This is a genomic window from Nocardia sp. NPDC046473, from assembly GCF_040645995.1.
GTDB lineage: Bacteria > Actinomycetota > Actinomycetes > Mycobacteriales > Mycobacteriaceae > Nocardia.
In genome coordinates, this window is record NZ_JBEYZJ010000006.1 from 595,775 (window position 1) to 621,273 (window position 25,499).

The following is a 25,499-nucleotide window of genomic DNA, read 5'->3' on the forward strand; positions in this document are numbered from 1 at the left end:
GCTATTTCTAGATCTCGGCGAAGCGCCGCAGCTGGAACGGCTCGACCAGGATCTGATCCAGGGCGGCCGCGCACTGCTTCAGATGCGGTGTCTCGAAATGTGCCGCCAGCGCTTCTGCGTCGATCCACTCCTCGAGCAGCACGATCCGGCTCGCATCGGTGGGATGCAGATACAGCTCGTAGCCGAGACAGCCGTCTTCGGCGAGGGTCGGCTCGATCATGTTCTGCAACACCTCGCGCAATTCGGCCTCGTGGCCCGGCTTCGCGGTGAAGCGGACATTGAGCGTCAGCGTGGACACGGTGAACTCCTGATCTGTTGTGGTGCTTGCTATTCCCGGCCGGCGGAGACGAAAGACAGGTCCGCGGACCGGTTTCCGGCCCCATAGAACTCGCTGATTCCCATGCAGCCCAGGCCCTGCACACTCACCTCGATGCCGCTGGCGCCCAGCGTGGTCGTCGGCAGCGTTTCGGCGCTCGTCATACCTTCACTCCTTCAGTGTCTTGCACCGTGATCGTGGCCGGCCGGGCGAGCTGCGCTTTGCCCTCGTAGATGTCGATCTTGTAATCGAGTACGGCCACGGTCTGCTGGAGTTCATCGATCTTGGCGAGCACCTCGGCGCGGGTATTGCGGAACATCTCCAGCCGCTCGGGGAACGTCGATTCCCCTTCGCGCACCAGCTCGGCATAACGGACCATGTCCGCCACCGACATCCCCGTGGTCCGCAACCGGCCGATCAACGCGAGCCACTCCAGGTCCCGATTGCTGAACCGCCGCTTACCGGCGTGATCGCGCCCGATGTAATCCATCAGCCCGATCCGCTCATACCACCGCAACGTGTCCCGGCTGAGGCCCGACCGCTCGGCCACCTCCCCGATCGAAAACCGGGGAAGTTCCCAGTCGCTACCTCGCTCATGCACTGCGGCTTCACCCACGACACTCGCCCTTCTCGTAGAACCCCGTCGACGCTAGTCACCTGGAGTGCACTCCAAGCAACTCCACTGTACGTAAAACCGTGGTCGGGTTCCGGCTGGCTGTGTACCTTGCGTGGGACACTGGGAGCTGACCAGGGGGGACGAGCTGAGGAGCGAGGGTGACGGCACTTCCGGATCCATGGCAGCTGCTGACGATTGCCGACTACATGGCGCTCGGGGAGGACGACGAGCGTTGCCGTAGGGAGCTGCAAGAGGGGGTACTCACCATTTCGCCGTCGCCCACGCCGGAGCACAATATTGTCGGTGGCGATCTGTATGCCCAGCTGAAACTTCAGCTTCCACCTGAGTTGGTCGCCGTGCGCGATGTCGACCTCAACCTGCAGTTGGTTCCTGAAGATGGGCCCGCCACAGTCCGCCGGCCGGATCTGGTTGTGGTCGAACGGAGCGAACTCAAACGAGTCCGTTCTGAAGGTGGGATCCTTCGAGCGCACGCTACCCGTCTTGTCGTCGAAATCGTCTCGCCGGGCTCCCGGCGAACGGATTACGTCATGAAGCGCAGCGAGTACGCCGACGCCGGAATACCGCACTACTGGATCATCGACCTGCACCCGCCGCTCAGCTTGGCGGCATTCCGGCTGACCGAAGAACTCGGCTATGTTGACGACGGCGAGGTGACCGACGTTTTCACAACCACCTCACCGTGCCCGCTGGCCATCCACTTGGATCAGTTCGACCTGTTGGACTGAACTGCGTCCCGTTGAAGGCCGAAAAGCCTGCGCTCAGTTGTACTTCGGCAATTCCTGGATCGCCCACTGATTCCCATCAGGGTCGGTGAAGTAGGTGAACTTGCCCCAGTCCAGGGTTTCCACCGGCTTCGCGTCGACCCCGGCAGCCACCAGCTCCTTGTACGCGTCCTCCGCACTGGAAACCACGATCTGCATCCCACGCACGCTCCCCGGCGCCGCGTCGGTGATCCCCTCACCGATACAAATCGAGCACCCGGACCCGGGCGGCGTGAGCTGTACGAAACGCAGGTTCTCGTTCACCCGGTGATCGTGATCGGCGTTGAATCCGATCTTGGTGTAGAAGTCCTTCGCGCGATCCACGTCGGTTACCGGAATCGCGATGAGCTCGATTTTCCAATCCATCGTCCGAGCATCTCACCGGTCACCGACAAAGTCCGGGCTTCCGGCCTACCCTGGAAACATGCCTGGTAAGGACGTCAACCGGATCAGGGCCCGTTCGGCCCTGGCAACGGTCAAGGAAAGCCCGGTGATCACCGCCATCGCGGTGGCACCGGTGGTACTCGCGCTCGCCGTCGTGTGGTGGCTGCTCGGCGGGTTCGCCGCGTTCGTGCTGCTGGTCGTCCTCGGCGTTGTCGTGGTGGTCGGCGGCAAGTTGCTGCGCTGAGCGCCGGTTCAGCGGGGGATGTGGAAACGCACCAGCTCGCCGGTTCCCGGATCGACCTGCGTCCACGGCCGGTCGAATTCGAGCACGGCCAGCGCCGAGGTGGGGAACTTGCGACTGAGCTCGATAGCGGGCGTCGAACTGCGATTGCTCGCCAACTCCCATGCCGTCCACGGCATTCCGGGCGCATGCCCGATCACCAGCAGCGTCGACACGTCGTCGTCGCTGAGCTGCACCAGCTCGATGAGGCTCTGCGGGGAGGCCTCATAGATGCCCGCCTCGTAGACCACCGGCGCGTCGATCCCGGTGGCCGCCAGCGTTTCTCTCGTGCGAGTCGCGGTGGAACAGCGCACCGCGTCGATCGTCGGCTGTGTCTTGCGCAGCCAGTGGCCCGCCAGCCCTGCCTCGCGTTGTCCGCGCGGCGCGAGCGGGCGTTCGTGGTCGCCGACGCCGTCGGGATACGCCGACTTGCCGTGTCGCATGAGGATCAGGGTCCGCACCATGGAGATACCGTAAGGCCTCCGGTCGCATGGCCTCGAACACACTCGAGGCAAACTGAAAGCGGCGTCACATCGCGGTGGTTCCGCGTCGTGTCGTTTCTGTCCACCTCTGCCCACCGGGTGGCCTACAGCCCACGTACATCTTCGAGGATCTGCACAATATGGCCTACGTAATCACGCAGCGTTGTTGCAACGACGCCAGCTGCGTTTCCGAGTGCCCTGTCGATTGCATCCGTCCGACCCCGGACCAACCGGAGTTCGCGACGACCGAGATGCTCTACATCGACCCCGACACCTGTATCGACTGCGGTGCGTGCGTCGATGCGTGCCCGGTGGAGGCGATCTTCTCCGAGGACGACCTGACCGCATCGCTGGCCAGATACCGCGACATCAATGCCGCCTATTTCGAACGGCATCCGCTCGAATCGAACTTCGATCCGATCGTCACGCCGCCGCGGCCGCCGAAGGAACTCGGCACACTGCGGGTCGCGATCGTCGGTGCGGGGCCTGCGGCCTGTTATGCCGCCGACGAGCTGCTGCGCCGGGCGGACGTGGAGATCGAGATGTTCGACCGGGTGCCGACCCCGTGGGGTCTGGTCCGGGCGGGCGTGGCTCCCGATCACCCGGGCACCAAGACGGTGTCGAGTCTGTTCGAGTCCGCGTTCCGGCGCGAGACCCTGCAGTACTACCTGAATGTCGAGATCGGCACGCACCTCTCGCACGAGGAGCTGCTGAAGCACCACCACGCCGTCATCTACGCGGTCGGCGCGTCCACCGACCGTCGCCTCGACGTGCCGGGCGAGGACCTGCCGGGCAGCCACTCGGCCACCGAGTTCGTCGCCTGGTACAACGGCCACCCCGACTTCGCGGACCGGCAGTTCGACCTGTCCGGCGAGCGGGCGGTGATCGTCGGCAACGGCAACGTCGCACTCGACGTCGCGCGCGTGCTCACCGTCGACCCGGACGAGCTGGCCAAGACCGACATCGCCGACCACGCGCTGGACGCCCTGCGGCGCAGCAATATTCGCGAGGTGGTCGTGCTCGGCCGGCGCGGCCCGCTGCAGGCGGCGTACACCTCGTCGGAGTTCCTCGCGCTGGCCCACCTGAAGGGCATCGACGTGGTCGTCGACCAGTCCGATCTGGCGCTCGATCACGCCAGCCAGGCCCTGCTGGACGATCCGGACGTCGAGCCGTCGCTGAAGCTCAAGTACACCCTCGCCGAGGAGTACGCGGGCGGTCCGCGCGATCCGGGCCACAAGCGGATCGTCTTCCGCTACCTGGCCTCGCCCACCGCGCTCACCGGCACCGAGGACGTCGAGGCGATCGAGTTCGTGCACAACGAATTGTTCGAGGAGAACGGCCAATTGGTGGCCCGCGCGACCGACCGCACCGAGCGGATCGAGGCCTCGCTGGTGCTGCGTTCCATCGGCTACCGCGGCGCGGCCGTCGCCGACGTGCCGTTCGACGAGCGGCGCGGCGTCATGCCGAACGAGCACGGCCGGGTGCTCGGCGCCGACGGAACCCCGCTGTCCGGCGTGTACGCCAGCGGCTGGATCAAGCGCGGCCCGCGCGGTGTCATCGGCTCGAACCGGACCGACGCCGAGGAGACCGTGGAGAACCTGATCGCCGACTTCACCAGCGGCAAACTCGGTGCGCCCGAGGCGGATCGAGCGGCGCTCAAGGCGTTGCTCGGCGAGCGGCAGGCCGATCTGGTGGATCGGGAAGGCTGGCGCGCGATCGATCAGGCCGAGAAGGCCGCGGGCAAGTCCGCCGGACGACCGCGGGTCAAGTTCACCACGCGCGAGGATCTACTGAAGGCCGCGCGCGGCTGAGGCCAAGGTGCTGCCGACCGGAGCCGCTGGGTTCCGGTCGGCGACCTCTTTATTCGGGCGGCAGCGGCATGATGCGGACGACGGTCGTGGTGGTGCCACCGACCACGAACCACAGTCGAAGCACCGGCCGCCCGGTGCGATCGCCCGGCTCGAAGCGGCTGCGGACGGTCACGTGCTGGCGGGCGAGCACCGGCGCCACGTATTCGATGACCGCGCGATGCGGACCGGCGAGCAGCTTGGGGTACTCGACCATGAACTGTTCCACGGCCTGCCAGTAGCAGGCGTTGTTGACGTGGTTGTACTGGTCGATGTCGGTCGCGCGCACCGGAAATGGCATGTCGGTGTCCGACTCCGAGGGCGCGGTGTCGGTCAGATACGGACGCCAGCGCAGCCGGTGCTCCTGCGTGGTCTGCGCCAGATAGGCCAGGCCCTCGTCGCTGATCCGGGCGGGCATCCCGGTCGACTCGCTGATATTGATCCAGAAGCCCTCGGTCTCGATCAGCCCGCCGTTCGCGCTGGTGACCCGCACTCGCATGTTCGTCCAGCGGGTCGACATCGCCGAGCACCAGCGCAGCAGCTGCACCTCGTCCGGCCACAGGATCGGCCGGATCACATCGATCACCGTGCGCCGCACAATCCAATTCGGATCGCTGCGGCTCAAGAACGTCTTATGCAGGTTCTCCCACTGAATGTCCTGCAGGTAGCGGGCGACGGCGTCGAATCGCAGCCGGCCGTAAGGGTCCACATCACCCGCCCGGATGGGCCACGCCGAAGCAAAGCCCATGCCCTCCTGGGGAAGCGGGGCGAGTGGCTGATCGAGTGACACTGGTGCTCCTCGCGCTGCACGGTGTGCCGCGTTCTTCGTGTGGTGCTGTTGTGAGACGACTTTACGGGGCGTACGTCACACCATCGCGCCGAGTGCGTAGGTAGCCGCCGGTATGCCCGCGAACAACGCCGCTACCAGGCATCATGGACGCCATGAGCGATACGGAGCTGCCCGAGAAACTCGGCAAACCCGCTGAACGAGCGCTGGCCGCGGCCGGCATCCGCACCCTCGACGACCTGACCTCCTGGACCGAGCGTGACCTGGCCGCACTGCACGGCGTTGGCCCGACCGCCGTCACCAAACTCCGCACCGCCCTCGCCGCGCGCAACCAAACCTTCGCCTGAGGACCGCAACCGGAATCCGGTCGCCGCCAGGACGTGTCACATGTGCACCGGTACGATCCCGGAACAGGCACGACAGGGGAGGCATACGGTTGAAGCCGCTCGGCCACCACTCGCGGGTGGCCGGCCGCGATCAGCTGGTGGCGGTCATCGGCTTCCGGTTGGACGTGCCGCCGTATAGATTCCGACGGCACGAGTGCGACCGGCCATGTGGTGCGGCCGACTATCGAAGATCGAGGAGAACAGATCGCCGTGACTGAGCAAGGGCCCGCAGGACCGCCCGACGCCCGCGCCACGCAGATCGTCGGAGCGGACCCGGCACGCTATGCGGAGGCCGCCAGCGTCGATGCCTTCGAGCAGCGATTGCAGGCGCTCGTCGAGATCCAGCGGGAGAGTTCGCTGCGCAGGCGGCGCAAGCGTGCCTTGATCGTGACCTCGGCGGTGATTGCCGTGCTCGTCGTCGTGTTCGCGGGAATCGCCCTGTTCGGTGGCGATGACGAGCGGCCGGCCGAGCCGTCGGTGAATCCGCTTGCGGCGCTGAATCTCACGAAGCTCCGGTCGATTGATCTCTGTGCCGCGGTGAAAGATCCGCTGGTCTCGTCGCTGGGAGAGTGGACGAAGACGCCGAGCTCTGCGCAATGGGGCACGTGTGCGGCCGAGGCCGGCGGATATCGGTTCGCCTTCGATATCAAGCGCATCGAGGGCTACCGAGACAATGGTCGGCGTGCGGCAGGCGTCCCGGTGCTGGAGAACGTGGCCGGCGGAACCGACAGCTGCGGACGGGCCCTCCTACCCGCGAAAACGGATCCGCAGTTCGGCATTACTGTCCTGGTGGCGGGCGCGCCATCCGACAAGTTGTGCGGTGTCGCGGACGAGGCGGCCGCCGAGCTCGCTCATCGGATAGCCGAAGGGCCCCCGCAACTTCCGAACATTCGTAATTCGCTCGCCCGCCACGATCCCTGTGCCCTGGTCGATTCGATCGTCGTCAAGCTGAATATCGGCGATCAGGTCCATGGTGCGCCGGATCAGCTGCACACCTGCAAATGGATCTCGACCGGCACGGTCACCGTCGCCCTCGAACGCTCGAAGGTACTGGCGCCGACCGAAAAGCCGATTCCGTTCGATCTCGGCGGCGGCAATTTCGTCTTCTTGGACGAGGCGGAATTGGGCTCGCCGACCTGTGTTCGGCAAGGCCAGTATCGGAGCCTCAACAGCAGTGACGCGGAGGTGGTGACGGTGCAGGTCGACAATCCCACCCTCGCGGAACATCCCGAATTCAGATGTCTGGCAGCGCAACTGGTGCTGCAGAACGTCCTGGACAACCTCCCACAGGTGAGTTGATGAACTGGAATCCACGAGTTGCCACGGCAATCCTCGTTGTCCTCGCCACCGTTGGCGCGGGCGGTTGCGCATCGTCGGTGCAGGGGACCGGAGTTTCCGGCGAGCCCGATGTGCGGGCGTTGGACACCGGCAGGTTTCCGACCGCGCCGCCCAAGATCGCGGCGCACCTGGACGATCTCGGGTACGCGCGACTGGAGGCCGCGCGATTGGCCGACGCGGTGCTGAGTCCCCATGAGGTGGACCCGAAATATGCCATCGGTGCATCGGCTCGCGTGCACACCGACGCCCAGTCGGTGGGGCAATATCTCGCGGAGCCTGCCATCGCGGTATTGCTGAATCACGGTTTCGTTCTTGGGTTCTCGACCGGCTCAGTCGAGGAGGGGGCGCCGCTCACCGACGCCGCCGCCGACAGCCGCCAGCGTGACGGCCTGACCGTGACGGTGTCACGTTTCCCGGACGCGACGGCCGCGAAGGCGGCGGCAGCTGAACTCGACGCCGTCGACCTCGGCCTCAACCCGGAGAATGCCGCCGTAAGTCTGCCCAAATACCCTGACTCGCGCGCACACTGGCGTCCGGCTTTTCCGACCCTGGGCAGCACGACGCCGCATGGAAACTATGTGATCAGTGTGCTGGCGGAGACGCGGACCGCGGATATCAATCGGCTGGTCGACGCGACCCAGAAATATCTCGACGCGGAAGTGGCCGAACTCGACAAGTTCACCGCGACACCGATCGGAAAGTTCAGCACGTTGCGCCAGGACCCGGATGGCGTGCTGGTCCGGGTCATTCATGACAAGGGTGTCGTCCCCCCGCCGGATGGGCAGGGCGAGGTGGTCCTGACGTTGCGTGGGTACCTGAACTATGTGCAGGATCAATCGGGTCGCTTTCCCGTGCTGCGGCGAGCGGGCGTCGATCGGGTCGCGGTGGCGCCCAGCGCTTTCGGATTCCGGGCTACGGATGACGCCGCCGCGGCGCGATTCGTGGCCGAGTCCGCCGAGCTCGGCAACGCGGCGGACCGCCGTGCGGTGGATCCGCCGACGGACGTGCCCGGCGCGGCGTGCGTGCAGGACTATGTCGCGCCGAAGGACGCACAGTTCAGATGCTTTGTTTCCTACCGGAGGTACGCGGCCCTGGTGCTCGGCGGCCGATTGTGGGAAACACAGCAGCGAGCGGCCGCGCAGTACGCGCTGCTCGCCAATGACCAGCGGTAGACGTCAGTAGCCCCGGTATGCCCCACCAGAATTGACCGCAACCACGCCGGGAACATTGTTGACCGATCCATAGGTGTCGATCGAATAGCGAACGCCGGCAATGATGTTGTCTACCGGGTTCCAAATGTCGTCGTGGCCGGGTGCCTTGTAGGCGTTGAAGGTGCCGTCGATCGTCTGCATCAGGCCCTTCGACGGATGTCCCGCCTCCCAGTTGCTGTCCCACCGGTTTTCCGCGTAGGGGTTGCCCGCCGATTCGTGCTCGATGATCGTGGCGATGGCACGCTCATCGATATCCTTGGGGTCGTAACCCATTTCGATGAGCTTCTGTTTGGCCTCCGCGATCCATTTCGCCATATCGCCGCTCGGCATCGGGCCGGTCGGAGCGCTCGAGGTCGGACTTCCCGAACCGCTATGGCTCCCGCTATACGATCCGGAGTTGTTGTGATTCCCCATCGCGTAATTGGGTTTGTTCGATGAATGCGATGAAGGGTTGTTGCTCACGGGAGCAGGCGAGCTGACGCCGGCCGGTGCGGTGGTCGCCGGCGGCGCGACGTTCGCGCTCGGCTCACCGAGCCCGCCGAATGCCTGCTCCAACTTGCCGACCGCCGTGTCCACCTGCGTCTTCGCTTGACCGGCAACGGTTTCCGCGGTCTTCAGCGCATTCGTCAGTTCCCAGGTGCGCGACGCCGCCAGCAGGGATTCCTGGAAAACGAGCCCTTCCACGTTCGCCTTGTCCGAATGTTCACGCAGCGCCGCGATCCGGGTGGTGGCGTTGACGGTGCCGTTGGGCTGCACGTCGAACGGCGGTGCCTGGTTGATCGCGTCGTCGCGCAGCTGTATCACCTTGTTCTTCGCCTCGACCAGGTTCTGCGTCTGGGAGGTGAAAGCGGTCTTCAGCTCCAACAGTGCGGCGCTGACCGCGGAGGCCCTGGTCTTCTCGGTGTCCATCCGCGCGTTCGCGGCGGCACCGGCCGTTCCGGACCACTTGTTGCCGTCTGCCAGCGACTTCGTCTGGGTGGAGCCCTTGCCGACGGCGGTGTCGAGGCCTTGCGACATCGTTCCGGCCTGTTCGCCTGCGGCGGTGAGCTGTTCGGGCTTCCAGTTTTCTACGTCCGGGATGCTGAGGGTCATGACGACAGTCCGATCGCGCGGAGTTTGGCGGCGAAGTCGTCCTCGGCCAGTTCGTATTTCCCCGCGGCATTGTGCAGATTGTCGGCGATGGTGGTCAGTCGGCCACCGATCCGCTGCAGGCAGCGGTTGACCACGTCGTTCGCTTGATTTGCCGCGGTACCGAATTCGGTGCCGGGTAGCGCGGTTGCCGCGGCCGATAGTGCGCCCCCCGCGTTCAGCCCGGTCACCTCCCCGGCCTCGGTGCCGAGTGTTTGCGCGAACGATCGCAGTGCGCCCGGATCTACCTGCACACTTGTCGACGGTGGTTGATTGCGCTCGACCATGAGTCCCCCTTCACGCCCGACCATAGGTCGCGGTCAGCATAGCAAAATGGGATCGGCTGAACAGCGTCCTCGGACTGCCAACGACGATGCGCACCGCGGACAGGGTGCGCACGCCGAATCGATGCGCGTTACGTTGATCACGGCGGCACCGGCGGAAGAAAGGCCGGTGCCACGACAGAGAGGTCGGCAGATGCGCGCAGCCCAGGTCAGCAAGCTGGAGGGACCGGAGTCGGTCGAGATCGTCGACATCCCGGAGCCCGAGTCGTACCCGGGAGGCGTGGTGATCGACGTGCACGCGGCCGGTGTCGCCTTCCCGGATGTGCTGATGACGCGCGGGTTGTATCAGATGAAACCGGAACTGCCATTCGTCGTCGGCGGCGAGGTCGCGGGCATCGTGCGGGAAGCGCCGGAAGGCGCGCATGTCAAGGCGGGCGACCGGGTCGTCGCGCTCACCCTGCTCGGCAATGCCATGGCAGAGGTGGCAGTCGTGCCGACCCAGATGGTGTTCAAGCTGCCCGACAACGTTTCCCTGGAGGCCGGGGCAGGCATCCTGTTCAACGACCTGACCGTGCAGTTCTGCCTGCGCAAGCGCGGCAGGCTCGCCGCGGGCGAGACGGTGCTCGTGCACGGCGCCGCGGGCGGCATCGGCACCTCGACGCTGCGGCTGGCGGTCGCGCTCGGCGCGGGCCGGGTGATCGCGGTGGTCAGCACCGAGGCCAAGGCCGAGGTGGCCCGCGCCAACGGCGCCACCGATGTGGTGCTCGCCGACGGTTGGCTCGCGGCGGTCAAGGAACTTACCGGTGGCCGCGGCGTGGACATCGTGCTCGATCCGGTGGGCGGCGACCGGTTCACCGACAGCGTCCGTTCGCTCGCTTCGGCAGGCCGGCTGCTGGTGGTCGGCTTCACCGCGGGCGAGATCCCCACCGTGAAGGTGAACCGGCTGCTGCTGAAGAACGTCGAGGTGATCGGCGCGGCCTGGGGCGAATGGGTGATGACGCACCCCGGCTACCTGACCGAGCAGTGGGCCGAGGTGGCGCCACTGCTGGCCGCGGGCAAGATCGAGGCGCCGAAGCCGGTGCTGTACCCGCTGGAGCGGGCGGCCGAGGCGATCGCCTCGCTGGACAACCGCACCGCGACCGGCAAGGTCGTCGTCACCCTCCGCTGACGCGAATCATGAAGGTAGGCAACCGAACACTGAATCGCACGCTGCTAGCCCGCCACAGCACTTGCCGGCGCGCTCGCAGCGCACGGTGCACGAGATGTGCGACCATCTCGTCGGTCTGCAAGCGCAGGACACCCCGCCGCCGTTCGCCGCATTGTGGAGTCGGATAACGGATTTCGACCCGGCGGTGGTGTCGGCCCGCAACCCGAGCATGGTCGTGCAGACCTGGCTCCTCCAACTGCCGGTGCTGCAGACCCCGCCGCGGGATCCGTAAGCCGCGGCGCGACAGTCTGTTCGCTACTGCGCCGCGGTCTTGCGGTGAAACCGCAACTCGGGCACCGGACGGCCCGAACCCATGAGTAGATGCTCGTACCCATTGATCGCGACGAGCACACCTGCGGTCAGCCCGACCACGACAATCGCGGGCAGCAACGACGACACCGCCGCGACCGCGATGAGCGCCGCGGCGGTCACCACCCGGCCCAGCGCGGGCGCCCCCACCGTCCGCCAGCGGGTGAACACGAACGTCGCGACGAACAGCGCCGCACCACCCGGCGCCAGCACCGCCGCCACCCCGTGTGCGACGTGCTCCGGATCCGCCGCCGCGTGCCCGAGCCCGACCGCGACCGCGACCAACGCCGCCACCAGCGCGAAATGCCCATAGCTCAACACATCTCGCATGATCAGCCCCGGCGACGACCGGGTCGCCAGCGCGTGCTCGATCACCTTCGACGTGAATTGGAAGTACAGCCACCACAATCCGGCGCCGACCAGGAAACCGAGCACCAGCGCGGTCACCACCGGCAGCGTCAACCCGGTCGACGCGGCCTGCGCACCCGCATCCGCCACCGACTCACCGAGCGCGATGATGACCACCAACCCGAAGCGCTCCGAAAGATGCGAGACGCCAAGGGTTCTGCCACGCAGCGCCCGGCTGTAGAACAGCGGCGCGCCGAGCTGCACGACGAGCGCACCCGTCCATACCCAGAGCCGAAGGTGTTCGGGCAGCGGCGCACTCGCGAAGATCGCCACCCCGGTAACCAGCCCGATGCTGAACGGATTGATCGACGTTTCGAACGTGCCCGCCCGCATGGTCGCGATGAGCAGCACGATCCGCAGCACCAGGTGCGCCGAGGCGAATACCATTGCCGCGCCGCGTGGTTGATCGAGCGCCGCGGGCGCGGCCACCGCCATCAGGAAGATGCACAGGCCGCTGGTGAACAGCACCAGCCGCTGCGCGTGCGTCTCTTCCACATTGTTGACCAGCACGGTCACCCCGACCCAGCCCCACCACAGCGGCGCGAGCAGCACCAGCGCGTGCCCCAGCGAGCCGATCGACGGGTGCTGGGCCAGCACGTGCGCGGTCTGGGTGACCGCGAAAACGAGCACCAGGTCGAAGAACAGCTCCGCCCAGGTGGCCCGGGCATGGGGGCTGGATTCGGTTGTCGTCTCGCTCATCACCGGTCTCGCAGTCGATCTCCCGCGACGGACATCCGCACCGCCGCTCAGCGAGCGTAAACGGCCCGGCTACCTTTCGTGCGCCGCGCGATAGGCGGGCGCCTTCGTGTTCCCCGCCGGATCGAGCGTGCGCAACAGCGGCAGCGTGCGAAACGGCACTACGGTCGACAAGACGATGACGCTGTGCGACCGCACCACCGACGAGGTCCGGTCGATGCTCAGCAAGACCGACTGCAGGCCGGCGTGCGAGTCCGCGCCGATCCGGCACCACACGTCGCCGGTGCCGGTGGTCGCGTAGGCCTCCAAAACCCCCGGGATCGTTTCCAGTTCGGCCGCGACCGCATCCAGCGCGCCCTGCGCGATCTCCAGCGTGACGAACGCCTGTACGTCGAAACCCGCAGCGGTAACGTCGATCTGCGGGTCGTAGGAGGCGATGACGCCGGATTCCTCCATCCGCCCGATCCTGGACTGCACCGTCGCTCTGGCCACTCGCGTCCGGCGAGACAGCTCGAGGATGCCCGCTTTCTGGTATTCATGCATCGCGGTCAGAATCGCGAGATCGAGTTCGTCAAGTTTCGCCGGCGTTCGTGACATGGCGGCCTCCGTTCCGAGCACAGGCTGGGCTTCCAGCCATGGATAGCACCAGCCAGCTGATGCTATTCAAATTGTCCAGCATTTCGGGGGACTTCCTAGCCGAATTCGCCAGAGTGTCTATCGAAAATCGCCGCTGTTGCCTATCGGCCGACCCTGACGATTACTTGGTGCATGACCATCGAGCAGATGCCGAATGCCCGGTCCAGCACGGCGCCGAGTACCGACCCCACCGACACTGAGCTGCGCAAGCTCGTCGGTCTCGTGGACCACGACACCAGCGTCGACAACTTCCCGGTGATCGGCTGGGACGCCCTCGTCTGGGTCGTCGGCAACGCGACGCAGACCGCCCATTTCCTGGAATCCGCCTTCGGCATGCGCCTCGAGGCCTATTCCGGCCCGGAGACCGGCAATCGCGATCACAAGGCGTACGTGTTGCGCAGTGGTGGCGCCCGTTTCGTGGTCAAGGGCGCGGTCGACCCGGACAGCCCCTTGGTCGCGCACCACGACCGGCACGGCGACGGTGTCATCGACATCGCGCTCGAGGTGCCCGATGTGGACCGCTGCATCGAGTGGGCGCGCACGCACGGCGCGACCGTCGTCGTCGAACCACATGACGAGACAGACGAATTCGGCACCGTCCGGTCCGCCGCCATCGCCACCTACGGCGAGACCAGGCACACCCTGGTCGATCGTTCCGGCTACAACGGCCCGTACCTGCCCGGCTACATCACCCGTCGCGCGGGCTATCAGCCGAGGGAGGGCGCGCCGAACCGGTTGTTCCAGGCGATCGATCACGTGGTCGGCAATGTGGAGCTCGGCCAGATGGACGAGTGGGTCGAGTTCTACCGCCGCGTCATGGGTTTCACGAATATGGCCGAGTTCGTCGGCGACGATATCGCCACCGAATACTCCGCCCTGATGAGCAAGGTCGTCGCCAACGGCAACCACCGGGTGAAGTTCCCGCTCAACGAGCCCGCGGTCAGCAAGAAGAAGTCGCAGATCGACGAGTACCTCGAGTTCTATCGCGGCCCCGGCGTCCAGCACATCGCGCTGGCCACCGGCGACATCCTGACCTGTGTCGACGCACTGCGCCGCGAAGGCGTCGAATTCCTCGACGCCCCCGACTCCTACTATGAGGACCCGGAACTGCGCGCCCGGATCGGGCACGTGCGCGTCCCGGTCGAAGAACTGCAGCGTCGCGGCATCCTGGTCGACCGCGACGAAGACGGCTACCTGCTGCAGATCTTCACCAAGCCGATCACCGACCGCCCGACCGTTTTCTTCGAGCTGATCGAGCGGCACGGCTCGCTCGGCTTCGGCAAGGGCAACTTCAAGGCCCTCTTCGAGGCGATCGAACGCGAACAGGACGCCCGCGGCAACCTGTGATCGGTTGTGGCGCTGAGTATCCGGCAGTACGCTCCTGGGGATTCGCCGGATGCTTAGGGGACTGCCGCAGTGCTCGAGAGATCTGCCGCCACCTTCGCACTGGCCGTCGCGCTCGCCCTCCCCGCGAGCGCGACGGCATACGCGGACCCCGCCCCGACCTATTACCCCACTCTCGACGCCTGCCTGAGCGCCATGTCGAAGTACAAGACAGGCCCGGCCCAGTGCACCTACATCGACGCGATAGAGGGCTACGAACTACGCGTCCCCAACGGGTAGTGCTGACAACCGCACCATTGCGCAGGCGTTGACTGCTGTCTCGGCGACGACCCGGGCGGCCGATCCGTGTTGTGGCGCACAGCCTTTGCCATGCCGATATCTGCCTCCTTCGGCGTGATCGGCCGTGCAGGTCGCGAGGGTCCTCGCGCCGGTAGAGTCTCGGGCATGCGGACCAAGTGGGCGATCGTCACGGGCACGGTCTTCGCGCTGCTGCTCTCCGCGTGCGGTTCCGGCGGCGACTCGGACAACACCAGCACTCCGTTGCGGCCGCCGCCGAAGGTGGCCACGCTCGGCCCGTTCGCCGGCGAGTGCGGACACGTCACCGACGATGAGGTGCGCGACCTGGCAGGCCTGGGGCAGATCTCGCAGGTCCTGCGGAATTCCGTCGGGTGCAACTGGCTGTCCGCCGGGGTCGGTTCGACCGGCGTCACTTTCGCGTCCTACCGGGGCAGCCCGATCGCGCGCGAGAAGGCCTGGGTGTCCACCCAGGGGCGCAACCCGGAGACGATCGACGTCGGCGGGCACGCCGGGTGGCAGGCGCTCGATCCGGGCGGGGACATCTGTGACCTGGCGGTGCAACTCGGTGATGACTTCTTCGAATGGTCGATGGCCTTCCAGATTTACTCGGTGCATGACAATCCCTGTAACAGGGTGCACAAATTGGCCGAGTTGACCGTGCAACGGCTGCAGTAGGAGGGCGCGGGATGAAACTACGTCGTGGCTCGATGCGCGGAATACTGTCCACCGTCGCGTTGTTGATGGTTGCGGTCACTTCGTCCGGCTGTGGTCAGACCGTCAATGGATCGGCGCATCCCGCGGGTTCGGGGACCGGGGACACGGTCAACACCAACTTCGACAAGCTGTTGCGCGAGTGCGAAATCGTCTCGCTCGACCAGATCGCGGATGCGGTCGGCGCCAAGGGAACCACGCCGGAGCCGTCGTTCTATGGCGCGGTTTGCATGTGGTACGCGCTCGGCGCACCCGGCGGCGGCGCCATGGTCACGCTGAACTGGTACGAGATCGGCTCACTGAACAACGAGAAGGCCAACAACGACAAGCTCGGCTACAGCACCAACAACATCACCGTGCAGGGTCGGCGCGGGTTGGAGACCCGGCGGCCGAACGATCCGGACTCCTGCGGCGTCAGCGCGGGCGCGGCGGACCAAGGCGTGATCGGGTTCTGGATCAACTACCGGGCCGGCTCCGCGCATCCGGATCCGTGCGCGGGCGCGAAGAAACTCGTAGAGTTGACGTTGAACCTGGCCAGGTAGCGGGGTCTCGAGCCACCCCGCTTTGACCCTGTGTCGCGACCACGAGTATCGTGGATCGCTGTGCCCGGAAGCATACGGGCAAGTTCGTGCGTGACCGTAGGCCAGCGAAAGCGGCTGACACCTCAAGCGTGCCCGCAATTCGGGCCCTACACCGCGCGCGACACGCCCGACCTCGGGGCACGTAAAACGTGGCCGGACGTGCGAGTGAAAGCTCGATGACAAAGACATGAAGTTCCAGACACCGCGTAACTAATAAGGAAAGCCGGTCTATGCCAACCATCAACCAGCTGGTCCGCAAGGGTCGCCGCGACAAGGTCTCCAAGACGAAGACCGCGGCGCTCAAGGGCAGCCCGCAGCGTCGTGGCGTGTGCACTCGCGTGTACACCACGACCCCGAAGAAGCCGAACTCCGCGCTGCGTAAGGTCGCGCGCGTTCGCCTGACCAGCGCGGTCGAGGTCACGGCGTACATCCCCGGCGAGGGCCACAACCTGCAGGAGCACTCGATGGTGCTCGTTCGTGGCGGCCGTGTGAAGGACCTTCCCGGTGTCCGCTACAAGATCATCCGTGGCTCGCTCGACACCCAGGGTGTGAAGAACCGCAAGCAGGCCCGCAGCCGTTACGGCGCCAAGAAGGAGAAGAGCTGATATGCCACGCAAGGGCCCCGCACCCAAGCGTCCGCTGATCAACGACCCGGTCTACGGGTCCCCGCTGGTCACTCAGCTGGTCAACAAGATCCTGCTGGACGGCAAGAAGTCCACCGCCGAGCGCATCGTCTACGGCGCGCTGGAGCAGGCGCGCGACAAGACCGGCACCGATCCGGTCGTCACCCTCAAGCGCGCGCTGGACAACGTCAAGCCCGCCCTCGAGGTGAAGCCCCGCCGCGTCGGTGGCGCCACCTACCAGGTGCCCGTCGAGGTTCGGCCCGGCCGTTCCAACACGCTGGCCCTGCGCTGGCTGGTCAACTACTCCCGCGCCCGCCGCGAGAAGACCATGGTCGAGCGTCTCGCCAACGAGCTGCTCGATGCCAGCAATGGTCTCGGTGCCTCGGTGAAGCGTCGTGAGGACACCCACAAGATGGCCGAGTCGAACCGGGCCTTCGCGCACTACCGCTGGTGACGTCTGCCCGACCCGTTGTTTCGGGTCGGGAGGCACAGTCGGCCGCGGCGGCAACCCACCGCAGCCGGCGTTGAACAGAGACGACCACAGGGTCGTCCCCGAAAATCCCATCTAGCTACGAGCGGGGAAGATTTCCGTGGCACAGGACGTGCTCACCGACCTGAACAAGGTCCGCAACATCGGCATCATGGCCCACATTGATGCGGGCAAGACGACCACAACTGAACGCATCCTCTTCTACACCGGCATCACCTACAAGATCGGTGAAGTCCACGATGGCGCAGCCACCATGGACTGGATGGAGCAGGAGCAGGAGCGTGGTATCACCATCACCTCCGCGGCTACCACGTGCTTCTGGAAAGACAACCAGATCAACATCATCGACACCCCCGGGCACGTCGACTTCACCGTTGAGGTGGAGCGGTCGCTGCGCGTGCTCGACGGCGCCGTTGCGGTGTTCGACGGCAAGGAAGGCGTCGAGCCGCAGTCCGAGCAGGTGTGGCGTCAGGCCGACAAGTACGACGTGCCGCGAATCTGCTTCGTCAACAAGATGGACAAGCTCGGCGCGGACTTCTATTTCACCGTGCAGACCATCAAGGACCGCCTCGGTGCCAAGCCGCTGGTCATCCAGCTGCCGATCGGCGCCGAGAACGACTTCGAGGGCATCGTCGACCTGGTCGAGATGAACGCGAAGGTCTGGAAGGGCGAGACCAAGCTCGGCGAAGAGTACGAGATCGTCGAGATCCCGGCCGACCTCGCCGACCAGGCGGAGATCTACCGCCAGGAGCTGCTGGAGACGGTCGCCGAGTCCGACGAGGCGCTGTTGGAGAAGCACTTCAGCGGTGAAGAGCTCACGATCGACGAGATCAAGGCCGCCATCCGCAAGATGACGGTTGCCTCCGAGCTCTACCCGGTGCTGTGTGGTTCCGCGTTCAAGAACAAGGGCGTCCAGCCCATGCTCGACGCGGTCATCGACTACCTGCCCTCGCCGCTGGACGTGGAGGCCACCACCGGCCACGTTCCCGGCAAGGAAGACGAGCTGCTGACCCGTAAGCCGAGTGTCGACGAGCCGTTCTCGGCGCTGGCGTTCAAGATCGCCGTGCACCCGTTCTTCGGTGAGCTCACCTACGTGCGCGTGTACTCGGGTCAGGTCGCCTCCGGCGCCCAGGTCGTCAACTCGACCAAGGGCAAGAAGGAGCGTCTGGGCAAGCTGTTCCAGATGCACTCCAACAAGGAGATGCCGGTCACGACCGCGTCTGCCGGTCACATCTACGCCGTGATCGGTCTGAAGGACACCACCACCGGTGACACCCTCAGTGACGCGCAGAACCAGGTCGTGCTCGAGTCCATGACCTTCCCGGACCCGGTCATCGAGGTCTCGATCGAGCCGAAGACCAAGTCCGACCAGGAGAAGCTCGGCACCGCGATCCAGAAGCTGGCGCGCGAAGACCCGACGTTCTCGGTCAAGCTCGACCAGGAGACCGGCCAGACCGTCATCGGCGGCATGGGCGAGCTCCACCTCGACATCCTCGTCGACCGCATGCGGCGCGAGTTCAAGGTCGAGGCGAACGTCGGCAAGCCGCAGGTGGCCTACCGCGAGACGATCACCAAGAAGGTCGAGAAGCTCGAGTTCACCCACAAGAAGCAGACGGGTGGCTCCGGCCAGTTCGCGAAGGTCATCATCGCCATCGAGCCGTTCGTCGGCGAAGACGGCGCGACCTACGAGTTCGAGAACAAGGTCTCGGGTGGTCGCGTTCCGCGCGAGTACATCCCTTCGGTGGACGCCGGTGCGCAGGATGCCATGCAGTACGGTGTGCTCGCGGGCTACCCGCTGGTGAACCTGAAGATGATCCTGCTCGACGGCGCCTACCACGACGTCGACTCGTCGGAAATGGCGTTCAAGATCGCCGGCTCCCAGGCACTGAAGGAAGCGGCTCGTAAGGCCGGTCCGGTGATCCTCGAGCCGCTGATGGCGGTCGAGGTCATCACGCCCGAGGACTACATGGGCGATGTGATCGGCGACCTGAACTCCCGCCGTGGCCAGATTCAGGCCATGGAGGAACGCAGTGGTGCCCGTGTCGTCAAGGCGCTGGTTCCGCTCTCGGAGATGTTCGGCTACATCGGTGACCTGCGGTCGAAGACCCAGGGCCGGGCGAACTACTCCATGGTGTTCAACTCGTACGCGGAGGTTCCGGCCAACGTGTCGAAGGAGATCATCGCCAAGGCGACCGGCGAGTAATACCGATGTCGGGGCAAGTGTAAGACTTGCCCCACATCTGCCGGGAGTCAGCACGACCCCAGTAATAACCGCACTGCTGCAACTGCACGCACCAACAAGTCCAGGAGGACACCACAGTGGCGAAGGCGAAGTTCGAGCGGACGAAGCCGCACGTCAACATCGGCACCATCGGTCACGTCGACCACGGCAAGACCACGCTGACTGCAGCGATCACCAAGGTGCTGGCTGACAAGTACCCGGATCTGAACGCCGCGTTCGCGTTCGATCAGATCGACAAGGCGCCGGAGGAGAAGGCTCGTGGTATCACGATCAACATCTCCCACGTCGAGTACCAGACGGAGAAGCGCCACTACGCGCACGTAGACGCTCCGGGTCACGCCGACTACATCAAGAACATGATCACCGGTGCGGCGCAGATGGACGGTGCCATCCTCGTGGTCGCCGCGACCGACGGCCCGATGCCGCAGACCCGCGAGCACGTGCTGCTCGCCCGTCAGGTCGGCGTGCCCTACATCCTGGTCGCGCTGAACAAGTCGGACATGGTCGACGACGAGGAAATCCTCGAGCTCGTCGAGATGGAGGTCCGCGAACTGCTGGCCGCCCAGGAGTTCGACGAGGACGCGCCGGTCGTGCGTGTTTCCGGTCTGAAGGCGCTCGAGGGCGACCCGAAGTGGACCGAGTCGATCGTTGAGCTGATGAACGCTGTCGACGAGTCGATCCCGGACCCGGTCCGCGACACCGAGAAGCCGTTCCTGATGCCGGTCGAGGACGTGTTCACGATCACCGGTCGTGGCACCGTCGTCACCGGTCGCGTCGAGCGCGGCATCGTCAACGTGAACGAGGAAGTCGAGATCGTCGGCATCAAGCCGACCTCGACCAAGACCACGGTCACCGGTATCGAGATGTTCCGCAAGCTGCTCGACCAGGGCCAGGCCGGCGACAACGTCGGTCTGCTGGTTCGTGGCATCAAGCGCGAAGATGTCGAGCGTGGCCAGGTCATCGTGAAGCCGGGCACCACCACCCCGCACACCGAGTTCGAGGGCCAGGCCTACATCCTGTCCAAGGACGAGGGCGGCCGGCACACGCCGTTCTTCAACAACTACCGTCCCCAGTTCTACTTCCGTACGACTGACGTGACGGGCGTTGTGACCCTCCCCGAGGGCACCGAGATGGTCATGCCGGGCGACAACACCGAAATGTCGGTCGTGCTGATCCAGCCGATCGCCATGGAAGAGGGCCTGCGTTTCGCGATCCGTGAAGGTGGCCGCACCGTCGGCGCCGGTCGCGTCACGAAGATCATCAAGTGATTTCCTGAATCACTGAACCGAACGGCGCCGCTCCGAAAGGAGCGGCGCCGTTCGGCGTTTCGGGAGACGAAGTCTAGGACCGACTGCGGGACTCGGGAGTCCGTGTAGCCTTCGGCTCGGCGTAGCGCCGTTGCGACGGCACCGCACCTGCCGCGATGTCCTGGGCTTCGCTCGATATGAAGGTTCTGGCGTTTATATGCTCTCGGTGAGCACAACGGAGACAACCAGCCGCTGGCATGTGCTCCGAACGAATCTTGCGTGGGCGGTCTTTCAATCCGGCTTCTGAGTTCCAAGTCTTGATTCCCACTCTGAAAACCGAACATACGGTTCTATCCGCGGTAGATAAACTGATGATCCGCGGGTGACATATTCCGCCAAGACCTCACCCGCGGCTTGCCTATCTATCATCCGCGGATGTAGTCTTCTCTGTGTTCCGCGTTTATAGGAGGGGCGGCAGTCCCCGCAGTCAAGGAGCTCAATTGCCCGAAACCGTCAGTAGTGCGACCTTTGCCCCCCATATTCAGGTAGGCAAGGGGCAGCCGATCCGCGTGATGCCGGTCAGGGGACATCTGTCGCTCGCGACGATAACTTGGGCGCATCTTTCCCGGATCGTTCCCGATCCGCGGCGTGCCGAAGACCCGAAGGCTTTGCCGTATCTATCGGCTGCGGAACGTGAGCAAGCGGAGATCCGCAACGAAATTCAACGGATGATCCAAGGTACAAAGAAGCGTGAGAATGCCAAGGACTATGCTCGTTACATTGCGGACGGGCTTCGTGGTGCTCGAGGTGAAGCTTGGGCGACTCCGCCCTTTGCATTGTGGGTTCCTGACGAGCTAGAGCATTCATCGGCGGATGGCCCTTTTGGAACTGATTACATCGCATACCTTCCGTTTGATGCGAGCGGCGTGCTGATGGATGCTGAAACACAGCACCTCGCTCATATTCACTTGACGGAAAGTCCGGCGCATTATGGGATTACTCGCGATCAGGTCGGTTCGCGGCTGGTTTGCGTAGAGATCTATCATGGTATCTCGCTGACGGCTGCGCGTCAGATATTCCATGATAGAAATTTGCTCGGCGTTATCCCTAACAAGAATGTCGCACTCAATTCGGACTCAAATGACGCTGCGACGAGTATTACTTTTGGTTTGATGGATCGCGTTATTGTTCCTAGTGCTGTGACGGGAGAAAACGTTCCACTGAAGACTGTGGTTTCAACAAACAAGCGGCAGCTGAAGATAAGCGATCCGGAGTGGTTGACGCTGTCGACTTTGCGCTCGTTTACGATTACCGCCATCTTCGGTAGATCCGGATTCGAGAAGACCAGCGGTGCGGTAGGGGTTGAGGACCTGCCTGTTGGATACGGGAAGGTGGACGTTGAGTCTGCCGTTGCCCGGGTGGCAGAGGCATTGTTTCAATGGTTCGCTGACGAGTTTCAAAATCGTGCGGCTACGGTAATTGCGGCTCCGGCTGTTCTGGCTGCATTGGGCGCCGTGGCTCACAGATGTATGCCCTGGAGTGACGAGCCTCGCCGGTCGTTGAACGAACTGGAACTGATGCTCGCTGATGTGATCTGGGCTCGCAGGCCGGTCGTCTGGGATGGGATCGCTGGAAAGACCACCTCCACAGGTGCGCTTTCACTTGCGGGCGGTGTAAAGGACAACGGCTCCAAGACTGCAACAGCGCTAGAAGACACGGCATCCCAATCGTTCGATCGAGTTCGCGGTCGAGCGGCGCTGTAAGAGTTACCTCATTCCGGCTGTCACTCAGCTGGTCGCTCATGATTAACTTCGAAAGAGAATCACGTGTTTTCATTGTCAAAGTTAGGTGCACCACGGTCGGTGGTCGATCACCCGACGGTGGTGTGAAATGGCGTTGAATATCTCGCTGGAGAGGGCGGCGATCGGGGCGGGGGCAACTACTGGTGTTATTGGTGTAGCCAACTTCGTGTTGGTCGTGGGGCAGCGAGGGCAGGCCAGTGGTGTATCGCTCGGGATGTTGCTACTTACCATTGCGTTGGCGGTGCTAACAGGATCGCTCACGGCGCTGGCATTGATATTGAGGTATATGGAGGGTCGGCCATACCGAGGACTGCTGATCGAGGCGGCGCGAAGACCTGAGCATTCGGATGCTCTTGCTCAAATAATCGATGCCGATTCAAGGCATGAAGCCATCAAGAGCGGTCGCGGCCTGATTGATAAGGAACAGCGTGTACTTTACCGTCCGGATATGGCGTGGCCAGGTTCCGAAGTGCAAGCTCGGTCCGCGATTAGACGGCGCGAACTTATCAACGATAGCGGTCCCGTGAGCGATCCAGTCTCGCGGACCACTACTCGTTCGTGAAACGTTGTCGGACACCCGGCATTCCACAGGTGCTGACCGAATGACACGATCCGGTGAGCTGCGGATGCAGCTGATAAGCAGCCGCTGCTTGTTGACGAGTTCGCTCGCTGACTGACGTCTGGGGGTCGGGTTCGGGCAGCTTTTTGAGGTTGGTCGCAGGCCGAATCCGTCTCCGTTGTCTGAGATGCTCCAGTTTGGTGGTTGGCCTAGTTCTCTTTGCCGGGCTTGATGGCTTCGATGTGGAGCAGGAGGTAGGCCGGTTTTACGCAGGCGTCTGCGGTGAAGGGTTTGGTTACTGCGGTTGGCTGGTTCGGGGGGTGGATCAGTAGGTATTGGGCGGGGGCGCGTTCGCAGTCGTAGTTGCCGGCCTGGGAGTAGCGGAGGGTGGCGTGGGCCGACTCGGTGGGGGCGACGGTGACCGGTGGGGGTGTGGCGGGGGCGGTGCTGTCCGGTTCGGCTTCCGGGCCCAGCGGGGCCGGTGGGTTACCGGCGGCGAGGGATACGGCGGGGTAGCCGGACAGGGCGCAGGGGGCGGGGCCGGTGTTGGTGAAGACGATGGGGACGTAGATGGAGCCTGCGGCTCCACCCTGTTGGCCGAGGGACACGGTGAGATCACCTGCGGCGCAGAGGGGTACGCCATCGGGTGCGGCAACGACCGAGGTTGTCGGCGTGGTGGTGACGGTCGGCGTCCGGTGGCTGGACGCCGCCGCGGGTGGGGTGGTGGCCGTGGTCGATGAGTTCGGCGAGGAAGATCCGCATGCGGTCAGTGGTAGGGCCGCAGCGAGGATGACCAATGCAGTGCCGCGCATGTGGCAACACTAGTCCCGTCCGCCGGGTTTGCGCTGGGTTCGGCGGTCAGCAGCTGAAGGATCGGCCGACCGAGGCCTCCCGCTCCGCTGCCGAGACCTCCTTGAGGCAGCCGAAGGGAACGATGCCGTCGTCGCTCATCTGCACGCCGGTCCTGGTGGACGGGTTGACACAGGTGAGGCCGCTGGTCGCGATGCGGCAGACGTAGTTGCCGAAGGTCAGCTTGCTGTCGTACGGCAGGGTCTGCCCGTCGCCGTGGATGAAAAGGCCTGGGTCGCCACGGAATTGGCCGACGGACAGGCGCTGGCCCGAGTAGTCGACGTAGCCACCGTCCCAGTTTCCGAAACCGTCGCCGGGCTTCGGGATCGGGTTCTTCAGTTTGACTACACAGACGAGTCCGTCGATCTGGTATTCGGTTCCGGTGATGCAGCTGATCTTTCCGGAGGGACTGATGAACGCGACATCGCTCTTCAGGTCGGCGGCGGCGCCGGAGCCGGTGCTCGCGGAATGGTAATGGCTCGCATCGGCGGCGCTGCCCGCCTGCGCCCAGCTGATCCGGTCCTTCAGCTGACTTTCCGGGCTCTGCGGGGTCGAGGAGGCAGGCGTCGAGATCGACGCGACCGGCGGTTGATCAGGGGAGGGCTGTGGCCGACCCGAGGTGGATTGGGAGCAGGCGCTCAGCGCCAGGATTAAGGCAGCGAGTGCCGCGATTCGCATGGCCACAACACTAGTCGTTGTGTCGCAACAGAATCCGGTGGTGGTTCGGCCGCGAGGTGATTCGATGACCTCAGAGGTTATCGCGGAGCGGCGGTCGACTCCGTTAGCGTCGGAAACGAGAACAAGACCAGACGATTCGGAGAACGCATGCGTAAGTCCAGCCTCGCCACCGAGCTCGCCGTCACTTCGGGCGCGCTACGCCACGGGATGCCGTACCTTGCGATGGGCGCCGGGCGGCCGCTGGTGTTTCTGCGATGGTTCACGCCGGACCACGCGAATCCGCACGGATGGATGCGCGACTTCGAGATCGCTATGTTGGCACCGTTGGCCCGGCGCTTCCGGGTGTACGCGGTCGGCCGGGCGCCGGGCATGGCCGCGGGCACCACGATGGCCGATATCGCGACCGAGCACGCGGCCGCGTTGCGCGCCGAGTTCGGTGCGCCGGTGGATGTGCTCGGCGTCTCGTCGGGCGGATCGATTGCCCTGCAGCTCGCGGCCGACCACCCGTCCGCCGTCCGTCGCTTGATCATCGCCTCGTCCGGCTACCGGTTGGATCCCCTCGCCAAGGAAAGCCAGATCCGCTACGGCGAAGCGGCATTCGCGGGTCGCCGTGCATTACATCTCATGGCATCGACCACCGTCTCGTCGCCACTGCTGGCCCGCGTCGCCGGCGCCGGCATGTGGTTGATCGACCCACTCGCTCGCCCGAAGAACCCCGCGGACACCCTCGCCTTCCTCCGCGCCGAAGACGCCTTCGACCTGTCCGACCGCCTCGGTGAGATCGCCGCGCCCACCCTGGTCGTCGGCGGCGAACGCGACGTGGCCTATAGCACCGAGAACTTCCGCTACACCGCCGACGGTATCCCTGACTCCCGCCTGCTCATCTACCCCGGCACCAGCCACGTCGGCGTCATGAAGCATCCGCGCTTCGCCGCCGACGTCACCGAATTCCTCACCGCCGAGCACCCGTTGAGCTAGA

Annotated in this window: 31 protein-coding genes; 19 read left to right on the forward strand and 12 right to left on the reverse strand. The window is 64.9% G+C overall.

The annotated features are described in order from the left end of the window. Positions 1 to 7: 7 nt before the first annotated feature. Genes ABZ942_RS24405 through ABZ942_RS24415 form a run of 3 tightly spaced genes read right to left on the reverse strand, consistent with a single transcriptional unit; the run spans position 8 to position 932 of the window. Entirely contained in the window at positions 8 to 298 is a 291-nt protein-coding gene (locus tag ABZ942_RS24405; protein WP_357385617.1) for a putative quinol monooxygenase, read from the reverse strand. A gap of 29 nt (positions 299 to 327) precedes the next feature. Next, positions 328 to 480 carry a hypothetical protein gene (locus tag ABZ942_RS24410; RefSeq protein WP_357385619.1) on the reverse strand — a complete coding sequence of 51 codons (153 nt, stop codon included), beginning with the start codon at positions 478 to 480 and terminating at the stop codon, positions 328 to 330. Beyond that, the gene (locus ABZ942_RS24415; protein WP_357385621.1) at positions 477 to 932 is read right to left on the reverse strand and encodes a MerR family transcriptional regulator; all 456 of its coding nucleotides are present in this window, start codon (positions 930 to 932) and stop codon (positions 477 to 479) included. The genes ABZ942_RS24410 and ABZ942_RS24415 overlap by 4 nt, the downstream gene beginning before the upstream one ends. 158 nt (positions 933 to 1,090) lie before the next feature. On the opposite strand from ABZ942_RS24415, the gene ABZ942_RS24420 reads away from it, so the two are divergent. Continuing rightward, on the forward strand, positions 1,091 to 1,678 hold the full coding sequence (locus ABZ942_RS24420) for a Uma2 family endonuclease (protein WP_357385623.1): 588 nt from the start codon (positions 1,091 to 1,093) through the stop codon (positions 1,676 to 1,678). A 33-nt stretch (positions 1,679 to 1,711) separates the two neighbouring features. Here ABZ942_RS24420 and ABZ942_RS24425 read toward each other — a convergent pair whose 3' ends face one another. After that, positions 1,712 to 2,080 carry a glyoxalase superfamily protein gene (locus ABZ942_RS24425; RefSeq protein ID WP_357385625.1) on the reverse strand — a complete coding sequence of 123 codons (369 nt, stop codon included), beginning with the start codon at positions 2,078 to 2,080 and terminating at the stop codon, positions 1,712 to 1,714. A 58-nt stretch (positions 2,081 to 2,138) separates the two neighbouring features. Between ABZ942_RS24425 and ABZ942_RS24430 the strand changes: the two genes are divergently transcribed. Further along, positions 2,139 to 2,342 (forward strand): hypothetical protein, encoded by a 204-nt coding sequence (locus ABZ942_RS24430; protein ID WP_357385627.1) that lies wholly within the window; start codon positions 2,139 to 2,141, stop codon positions 2,340 to 2,342. Between the two features lie 8 nt (positions 2,343 to 2,350). Here the strand turns inward: ABZ942_RS24430 and ABZ942_RS24435 are convergent, their stop codons facing one another. Further along, positions 2,351 to 2,842: a histidine phosphatase family protein gene (locus tag ABZ942_RS24435; protein WP_357385629.1), complete on the reverse strand. Its 492-nt coding sequence runs from the start codon at positions 2,840 to 2,842 to the stop codon at positions 2,351 to 2,353. A 158-nt stretch (positions 2,843 to 3,000) separates the two neighbouring features. Between ABZ942_RS24435 and ABZ942_RS24440 the strand changes: the two genes are divergently transcribed. Further along, on the forward strand, positions 3,001 to 4,671 hold the full coding sequence (locus ABZ942_RS24440; RefSeq protein WP_357385631.1) for an FAD-dependent oxidoreductase: 1,671 nt from the start codon (positions 3,001 to 3,003) through the stop codon (positions 4,669 to 4,671). 49 nt (positions 4,672 to 4,720) lie between these two features. Here the strand turns inward: ABZ942_RS24440 and ABZ942_RS24445 are convergent, their stop codons facing one another. Further along, positions 4,721 to 5,497: an acyl-ACP thioesterase domain-containing protein gene (locus ABZ942_RS24445; protein ID WP_357385633.1), complete on the reverse strand. Its 777-nt coding sequence runs from the start codon at positions 5,495 to 5,497 to the stop codon at positions 4,721 to 4,723. Positions 5,498 to 5,649: 152 nt separating this feature from the next. Here ABZ942_RS24445 and ABZ942_RS24450 point away from each other — a divergent pair, with 152 nt between their 5' ends. From ABZ942_RS24450 to ABZ942_RS24460, 3 genes are all read left to right on the forward strand, one after another. Next, a complete protein-coding gene (locus ABZ942_RS24450) occupies positions 5,650 to 5,841 on the forward strand; it encodes a hypothetical protein (RefSeq protein ID WP_357385635.1) in 192 nt (63 codons plus the stop codon). A 249-nt stretch (positions 5,842 to 6,090) separates the two neighbouring features. Further along, entirely contained in the window at positions 6,091 to 7,179 is a 1,089-nt protein-coding gene (locus ABZ942_RS24455; RefSeq protein ID WP_357385637.1) for a hypothetical protein, read from the forward strand. Continuing rightward, the gene (locus ABZ942_RS24460) at positions 7,179 to 8,390 is read left to right on the forward strand and encodes a hypothetical protein (RefSeq protein WP_357385639.1); all 1,212 of its coding nucleotides are present in this window, start codon (positions 7,179 to 7,181) and stop codon (positions 8,388 to 8,390) included. Before ABZ942_RS24455 ends, ABZ942_RS24460 begins: the two co-directional genes overlap by 1 nt. 3 nt (positions 8,391 to 8,393) lie before the next feature. Here ABZ942_RS24460 and ABZ942_RS24465 read toward each other — a convergent pair whose 3' ends face one another. Further along, positions 8,394 to 9,521 (reverse strand): transglycosylase SLT domain-containing protein, encoded by a 1,128-nt coding sequence (locus ABZ942_RS24465; RefSeq protein WP_357385641.1) that lies wholly within the window; start codon positions 9,519 to 9,521, stop codon positions 8,394 to 8,396. After that, complete coding sequence (locus ABZ942_RS24470) at positions 9,518 to 9,844, reverse strand: type VII secretion target (RefSeq protein WP_357385643.1); 327 nt, start codon at positions 9,842 to 9,844, stop codon at positions 9,518 to 9,520. The genes ABZ942_RS24465 and ABZ942_RS24470 overlap by 4 nt, the downstream gene beginning before the upstream one ends. Positions 9,845 to 10,034: 190 nt before the next feature. Here ABZ942_RS24470 and ABZ942_RS24475 point away from each other — a divergent pair, with 190 nt between their 5' ends. Further along, complete coding sequence (locus ABZ942_RS24475) at positions 10,035 to 11,009, forward strand: NADPH:quinone oxidoreductase family protein (protein ID WP_357385645.1); 975 nt, start codon at positions 10,035 to 10,037, stop codon at positions 11,007 to 11,009. A 94-nt stretch (positions 11,010 to 11,103) separates the two neighbouring features. Then, on the forward strand, positions 11,104 to 11,280 hold the full coding sequence (locus ABZ942_RS24480; protein WP_357385647.1) for a crosslink repair DNA glycosylase YcaQ family protein: 177 nt from the start codon (positions 11,104 to 11,106) through the stop codon (positions 11,278 to 11,280). A gap of 23 nt (positions 11,281 to 11,303) precedes the next feature. On the opposite strand, the gene ABZ942_RS24485 is transcribed toward ABZ942_RS24480, so the two are convergent. Beyond that, a complete protein-coding gene (locus ABZ942_RS24485) occupies positions 11,304 to 12,464 on the reverse strand; it encodes a low temperature requirement protein A (RefSeq protein WP_357385649.1) in 1,161 nt (386 codons plus the stop codon). A 69-nt stretch (positions 12,465 to 12,533) separates the two neighbouring features. Continuing rightward, positions 12,534 to 13,058 (reverse strand): Lrp/AsnC ligand binding domain-containing protein, encoded by a 525-nt coding sequence (locus tag ABZ942_RS24490; RefSeq protein WP_357385651.1) that lies wholly within the window; start codon positions 13,056 to 13,058, stop codon positions 12,534 to 12,536. Between the two features lie 186 nt (positions 13,059 to 13,244). Here ABZ942_RS24490 and hppD point away from each other — a divergent pair, with 186 nt between their 5' ends. The 10 genes from hppD (at position 13,245) to ABZ942_RS24540 (ending at position 22,996) form a co-directional block, all read left to right on the forward strand. Beyond that, positions 13,245 to 14,444, forward strand: coding sequence for a 4-hydroxyphenylpyruvate dioxygenase (gene hppD, locus ABZ942_RS24495; RefSeq protein ID WP_357385908.1), 1,200 nt, complete (start codon positions 13,245 to 13,247; stop codon positions 14,442 to 14,444). Between the two features lie 69 nt (positions 14,445 to 14,513). Next, complete coding sequence (locus ABZ942_RS24500) at positions 14,514 to 14,720, forward strand: hypothetical protein (RefSeq protein WP_357385653.1); 207 nt, start codon at positions 14,514 to 14,516, stop codon at positions 14,718 to 14,720. Between the two features lie 165 nt (positions 14,721 to 14,885). After that, the gene (locus ABZ942_RS24505; RefSeq protein ID WP_357385655.1) at positions 14,886 to 15,413 is read left to right on the forward strand and encodes a DUF3558 domain-containing protein; all 528 of its coding nucleotides are present in this window, start codon (positions 14,886 to 14,888) and stop codon (positions 15,411 to 15,413) included. A gap of 11 nt (positions 15,414 to 15,424) precedes the next feature. Further along, a complete protein-coding gene (locus ABZ942_RS24510) occupies positions 15,425 to 15,991 on the forward strand; it encodes a DUF3558 domain-containing protein (protein ID WP_357385657.1) in 567 nt (188 codons plus the stop codon). Positions 15,992 to 16,260: 269 nt separating this feature from the next. Continuing rightward, positions 16,261 to 16,635 carry a 30S ribosomal protein S12 gene (gene rpsL, locus ABZ942_RS24515; RefSeq protein ID WP_019049359.1) on the forward strand — a complete coding sequence of 125 codons (375 nt, stop codon included), beginning with the start codon at positions 16,261 to 16,263 and terminating at the stop codon, positions 16,633 to 16,635. Between the two features lies 1 nt (position 16,636). Next, entirely contained in the window at positions 16,637 to 17,107 is a 471-nt protein-coding gene (gene rpsG / locus ABZ942_RS24520) for a 30S ribosomal protein S7 (RefSeq protein WP_150399709.1), read from the forward strand. A 136-nt stretch (positions 17,108 to 17,243) separates the two neighbouring features. Beyond that, positions 17,244 to 19,346: an elongation factor G gene (gene fusA / locus ABZ942_RS24525; RefSeq protein WP_357385659.1), complete on the forward strand. Its 2,103-nt coding sequence runs from the start codon at positions 17,244 to 17,246 to the stop codon at positions 19,344 to 19,346. A gap of 116 nt (positions 19,347 to 19,462) precedes the next feature. Then, positions 19,463 to 20,653 (forward strand): elongation factor Tu, encoded by a 1,191-nt coding sequence (gene tuf / locus ABZ942_RS24530; RefSeq protein WP_107659457.1) that lies wholly within the window; start codon positions 19,463 to 19,465, stop codon positions 20,651 to 20,653. Between the two features lie 479 nt (positions 20,654 to 21,132). After that, positions 21,133 to 22,395 carry a hypothetical protein gene (locus ABZ942_RS24535; protein ID WP_357385661.1) on the forward strand — a complete coding sequence of 421 codons (1,263 nt, stop codon included), beginning with the start codon at positions 21,133 to 21,135 and terminating at the stop codon, positions 22,393 to 22,395. A gap of 127 nt (positions 22,396 to 22,522) precedes the next feature. Continuing rightward, entirely contained in the window at positions 22,523 to 22,996 is a 474-nt protein-coding gene (locus ABZ942_RS24540; protein ID WP_357385663.1) for a hypothetical protein, read from the forward strand. A gap of 206 nt (positions 22,997 to 23,202) precedes the next feature. Here the strand turns inward: ABZ942_RS24540 and ABZ942_RS24545 are convergent, their stop codons facing one another. Together ABZ942_RS24545 and ABZ942_RS24550 are read right to left on the reverse strand one after the other, a co-directional pair. Then, positions 23,203 to 23,805 (reverse strand): DUF4232 domain-containing protein, encoded by a 603-nt coding sequence (locus ABZ942_RS24545; protein ID WP_357385665.1) that lies wholly within the window; start codon positions 23,803 to 23,805, stop codon positions 23,203 to 23,205. Between the two features lie 46 nt (positions 23,806 to 23,851). Further along, positions 23,852 to 24,520 (reverse strand): hypothetical protein, encoded by a 669-nt coding sequence (locus ABZ942_RS24550; RefSeq protein ID WP_357385667.1) that lies wholly within the window; start codon positions 24,518 to 24,520, stop codon positions 23,852 to 23,854. Between the two features lie 147 nt (positions 24,521 to 24,667). Between ABZ942_RS24550 and ABZ942_RS24555 the strand changes: the two genes are divergently transcribed. After that, positions 24,668 to 25,498: an alpha/beta hydrolase gene (locus tag ABZ942_RS24555; RefSeq protein WP_357385669.1), complete on the forward strand. Its 831-nt coding sequence runs from the start codon at positions 24,668 to 24,670 to the stop codon at positions 25,496 to 25,498. Position 25,499 lies beyond the last annotated feature (1 nt).

What these genes read in the sequence shown, in the direction of transcription:
- ABZ942_RS24510 (WP_357385657.1), top strand. Translation starts at nt 15,425, where the DNA reads ATGAAACTACGTCGTGGCTCGATGCGCGGAATACTGTCCACCGTCGCG.
- ABZ942_RS24435 (WP_357385629.1), bottom strand. Translation starts at nt 2,842, where the DNA reads ATGGTGCGGACCCTGATCCTCATGCGACACGGCAAGTCGGCGTATCCC.
- ABZ942_RS24450 (WP_357385635.1), top strand. Translation starts at nt 5,650, where the DNA reads ATGAGCGATACGGAGCTGCCCGAGAAACTCGGCAAACCCGCTGAACGA.
- ABZ942_RS24480 (WP_357385647.1), top strand. Translation starts at nt 11,104, where the DNA reads ATGTGCGACCATCTCGTCGGTCTGCAAGCGCAGGACACCCCGCCGCCG.
- ABZ942_RS24465 (WP_357385641.1), bottom strand. Translation starts at nt 9,521, where the DNA reads ATGACCCTCAGCATCCCGGACGTAGAAAACTGGAAGCCCGAACAGCTC.
- ABZ942_RS24540 (WP_357385663.1), top strand. Translation starts at nt 22,523, where the DNA reads ATGGCGTTGAATATCTCGCTGGAGAGGGCGGCGATCGGGGCGGGGGCA.
- ABZ942_RS24440 (WP_357385631.1), top strand. Translation starts at nt 3,001, where the DNA reads ATGGCCTACGTAATCACGCAGCGTTGTTGCAACGACGCCAGCTGCGTT.
- ABZ942_RS24555 (WP_357385669.1), top strand. Translation starts at nt 24,668, where the DNA reads ATGCGTAAGTCCAGCCTCGCCACCGAGCTCGCCGTCACTTCGGGCGCG.
- ABZ942_RS24430 (WP_357385627.1), top strand. Translation starts at nt 2,139, where the DNA reads ATGCCTGGTAAGGACGTCAACCGGATCAGGGCCCGTTCGGCCCTGGCA.
- rpsG (WP_150399709.1), top strand. Translation starts at nt 16,637, where the DNA reads ATGCCACGCAAGGGCCCCGCACCCAAGCGTCCGCTGATCAACGACCCG.
- ABZ942_RS24505 (WP_357385655.1), top strand. Translation starts at nt 14,886, where the DNA reads ATGCGGACCAAGTGGGCGATCGTCACGGGCACGGTCTTCGCGCTGCTG.
- ABZ942_RS24460 (WP_357385639.1), top strand. Translation starts at nt 7,179, where the DNA reads ATGAACTGGAATCCACGAGTTGCCACGGCAATCCTCGTTGTCCTCGCC.
- ABZ942_RS24475 (WP_357385645.1), top strand. Translation starts at nt 10,035, where the DNA reads ATGCGCGCAGCCCAGGTCAGCAAGCTGGAGGGACCGGAGTCGGTCGAG.
- ABZ942_RS24410 (WP_357385619.1), bottom strand. Translation starts at nt 480, where the DNA reads ATGACGAGCGCCGAAACGCTGCCGACGACCACGCTGGGCGCCAGCGGC.
- ABZ942_RS24485 (WP_357385649.1), bottom strand. Translation starts at nt 12,464, where the DNA reads ATGAGCGAGACGACAACCGAATCCAGCCCCCATGCCCGGGCCACCTGG.
- ABZ942_RS24550 (WP_357385667.1), bottom strand. Translation starts at nt 24,520, where the DNA reads ATGCGAATCGCGGCACTCGCTGCCTTAATCCTGGCGCTGAGCGCCTGC.
- ABZ942_RS24545 (WP_357385665.1), bottom strand. Translation starts at nt 23,805, where the DNA reads ATGCGCGGCACTGCATTGGTCATCCTCGCTGCGGCCCTACCACTGACC.
- ABZ942_RS24490 (WP_357385651.1), bottom strand. Translation starts at nt 13,058, where the DNA reads ATGTCACGAACGCCGGCGAAACTTGACGAACTCGATCTCGCGATTCTG.
- ABZ942_RS24425 (WP_357385625.1), bottom strand. Translation starts at nt 2,080, where the DNA reads ATGGATTGGAAAATCGAGCTCATCGCGATTCCGGTAACCGACGTGGAT.
- hppD (WP_357385908.1), top strand. Translation starts at nt 13,245, where the DNA reads ATGCCGAATGCCCGGTCCAGCACGGCGCCGAGTACCGACCCCACCGAC.
- rpsL (WP_019049359.1), top strand. Translation starts at nt 16,261, where the DNA reads ATGCCAACCATCAACCAGCTGGTCCGCAAGGGTCGCCGCGACAAGGTC.
- ABZ942_RS24470 (WP_357385643.1), bottom strand. Translation starts at nt 9,844, where the DNA reads ATGGTCGAGCGCAATCAACCACCGTCGACAAGTGTGCAGGTAGATCCG.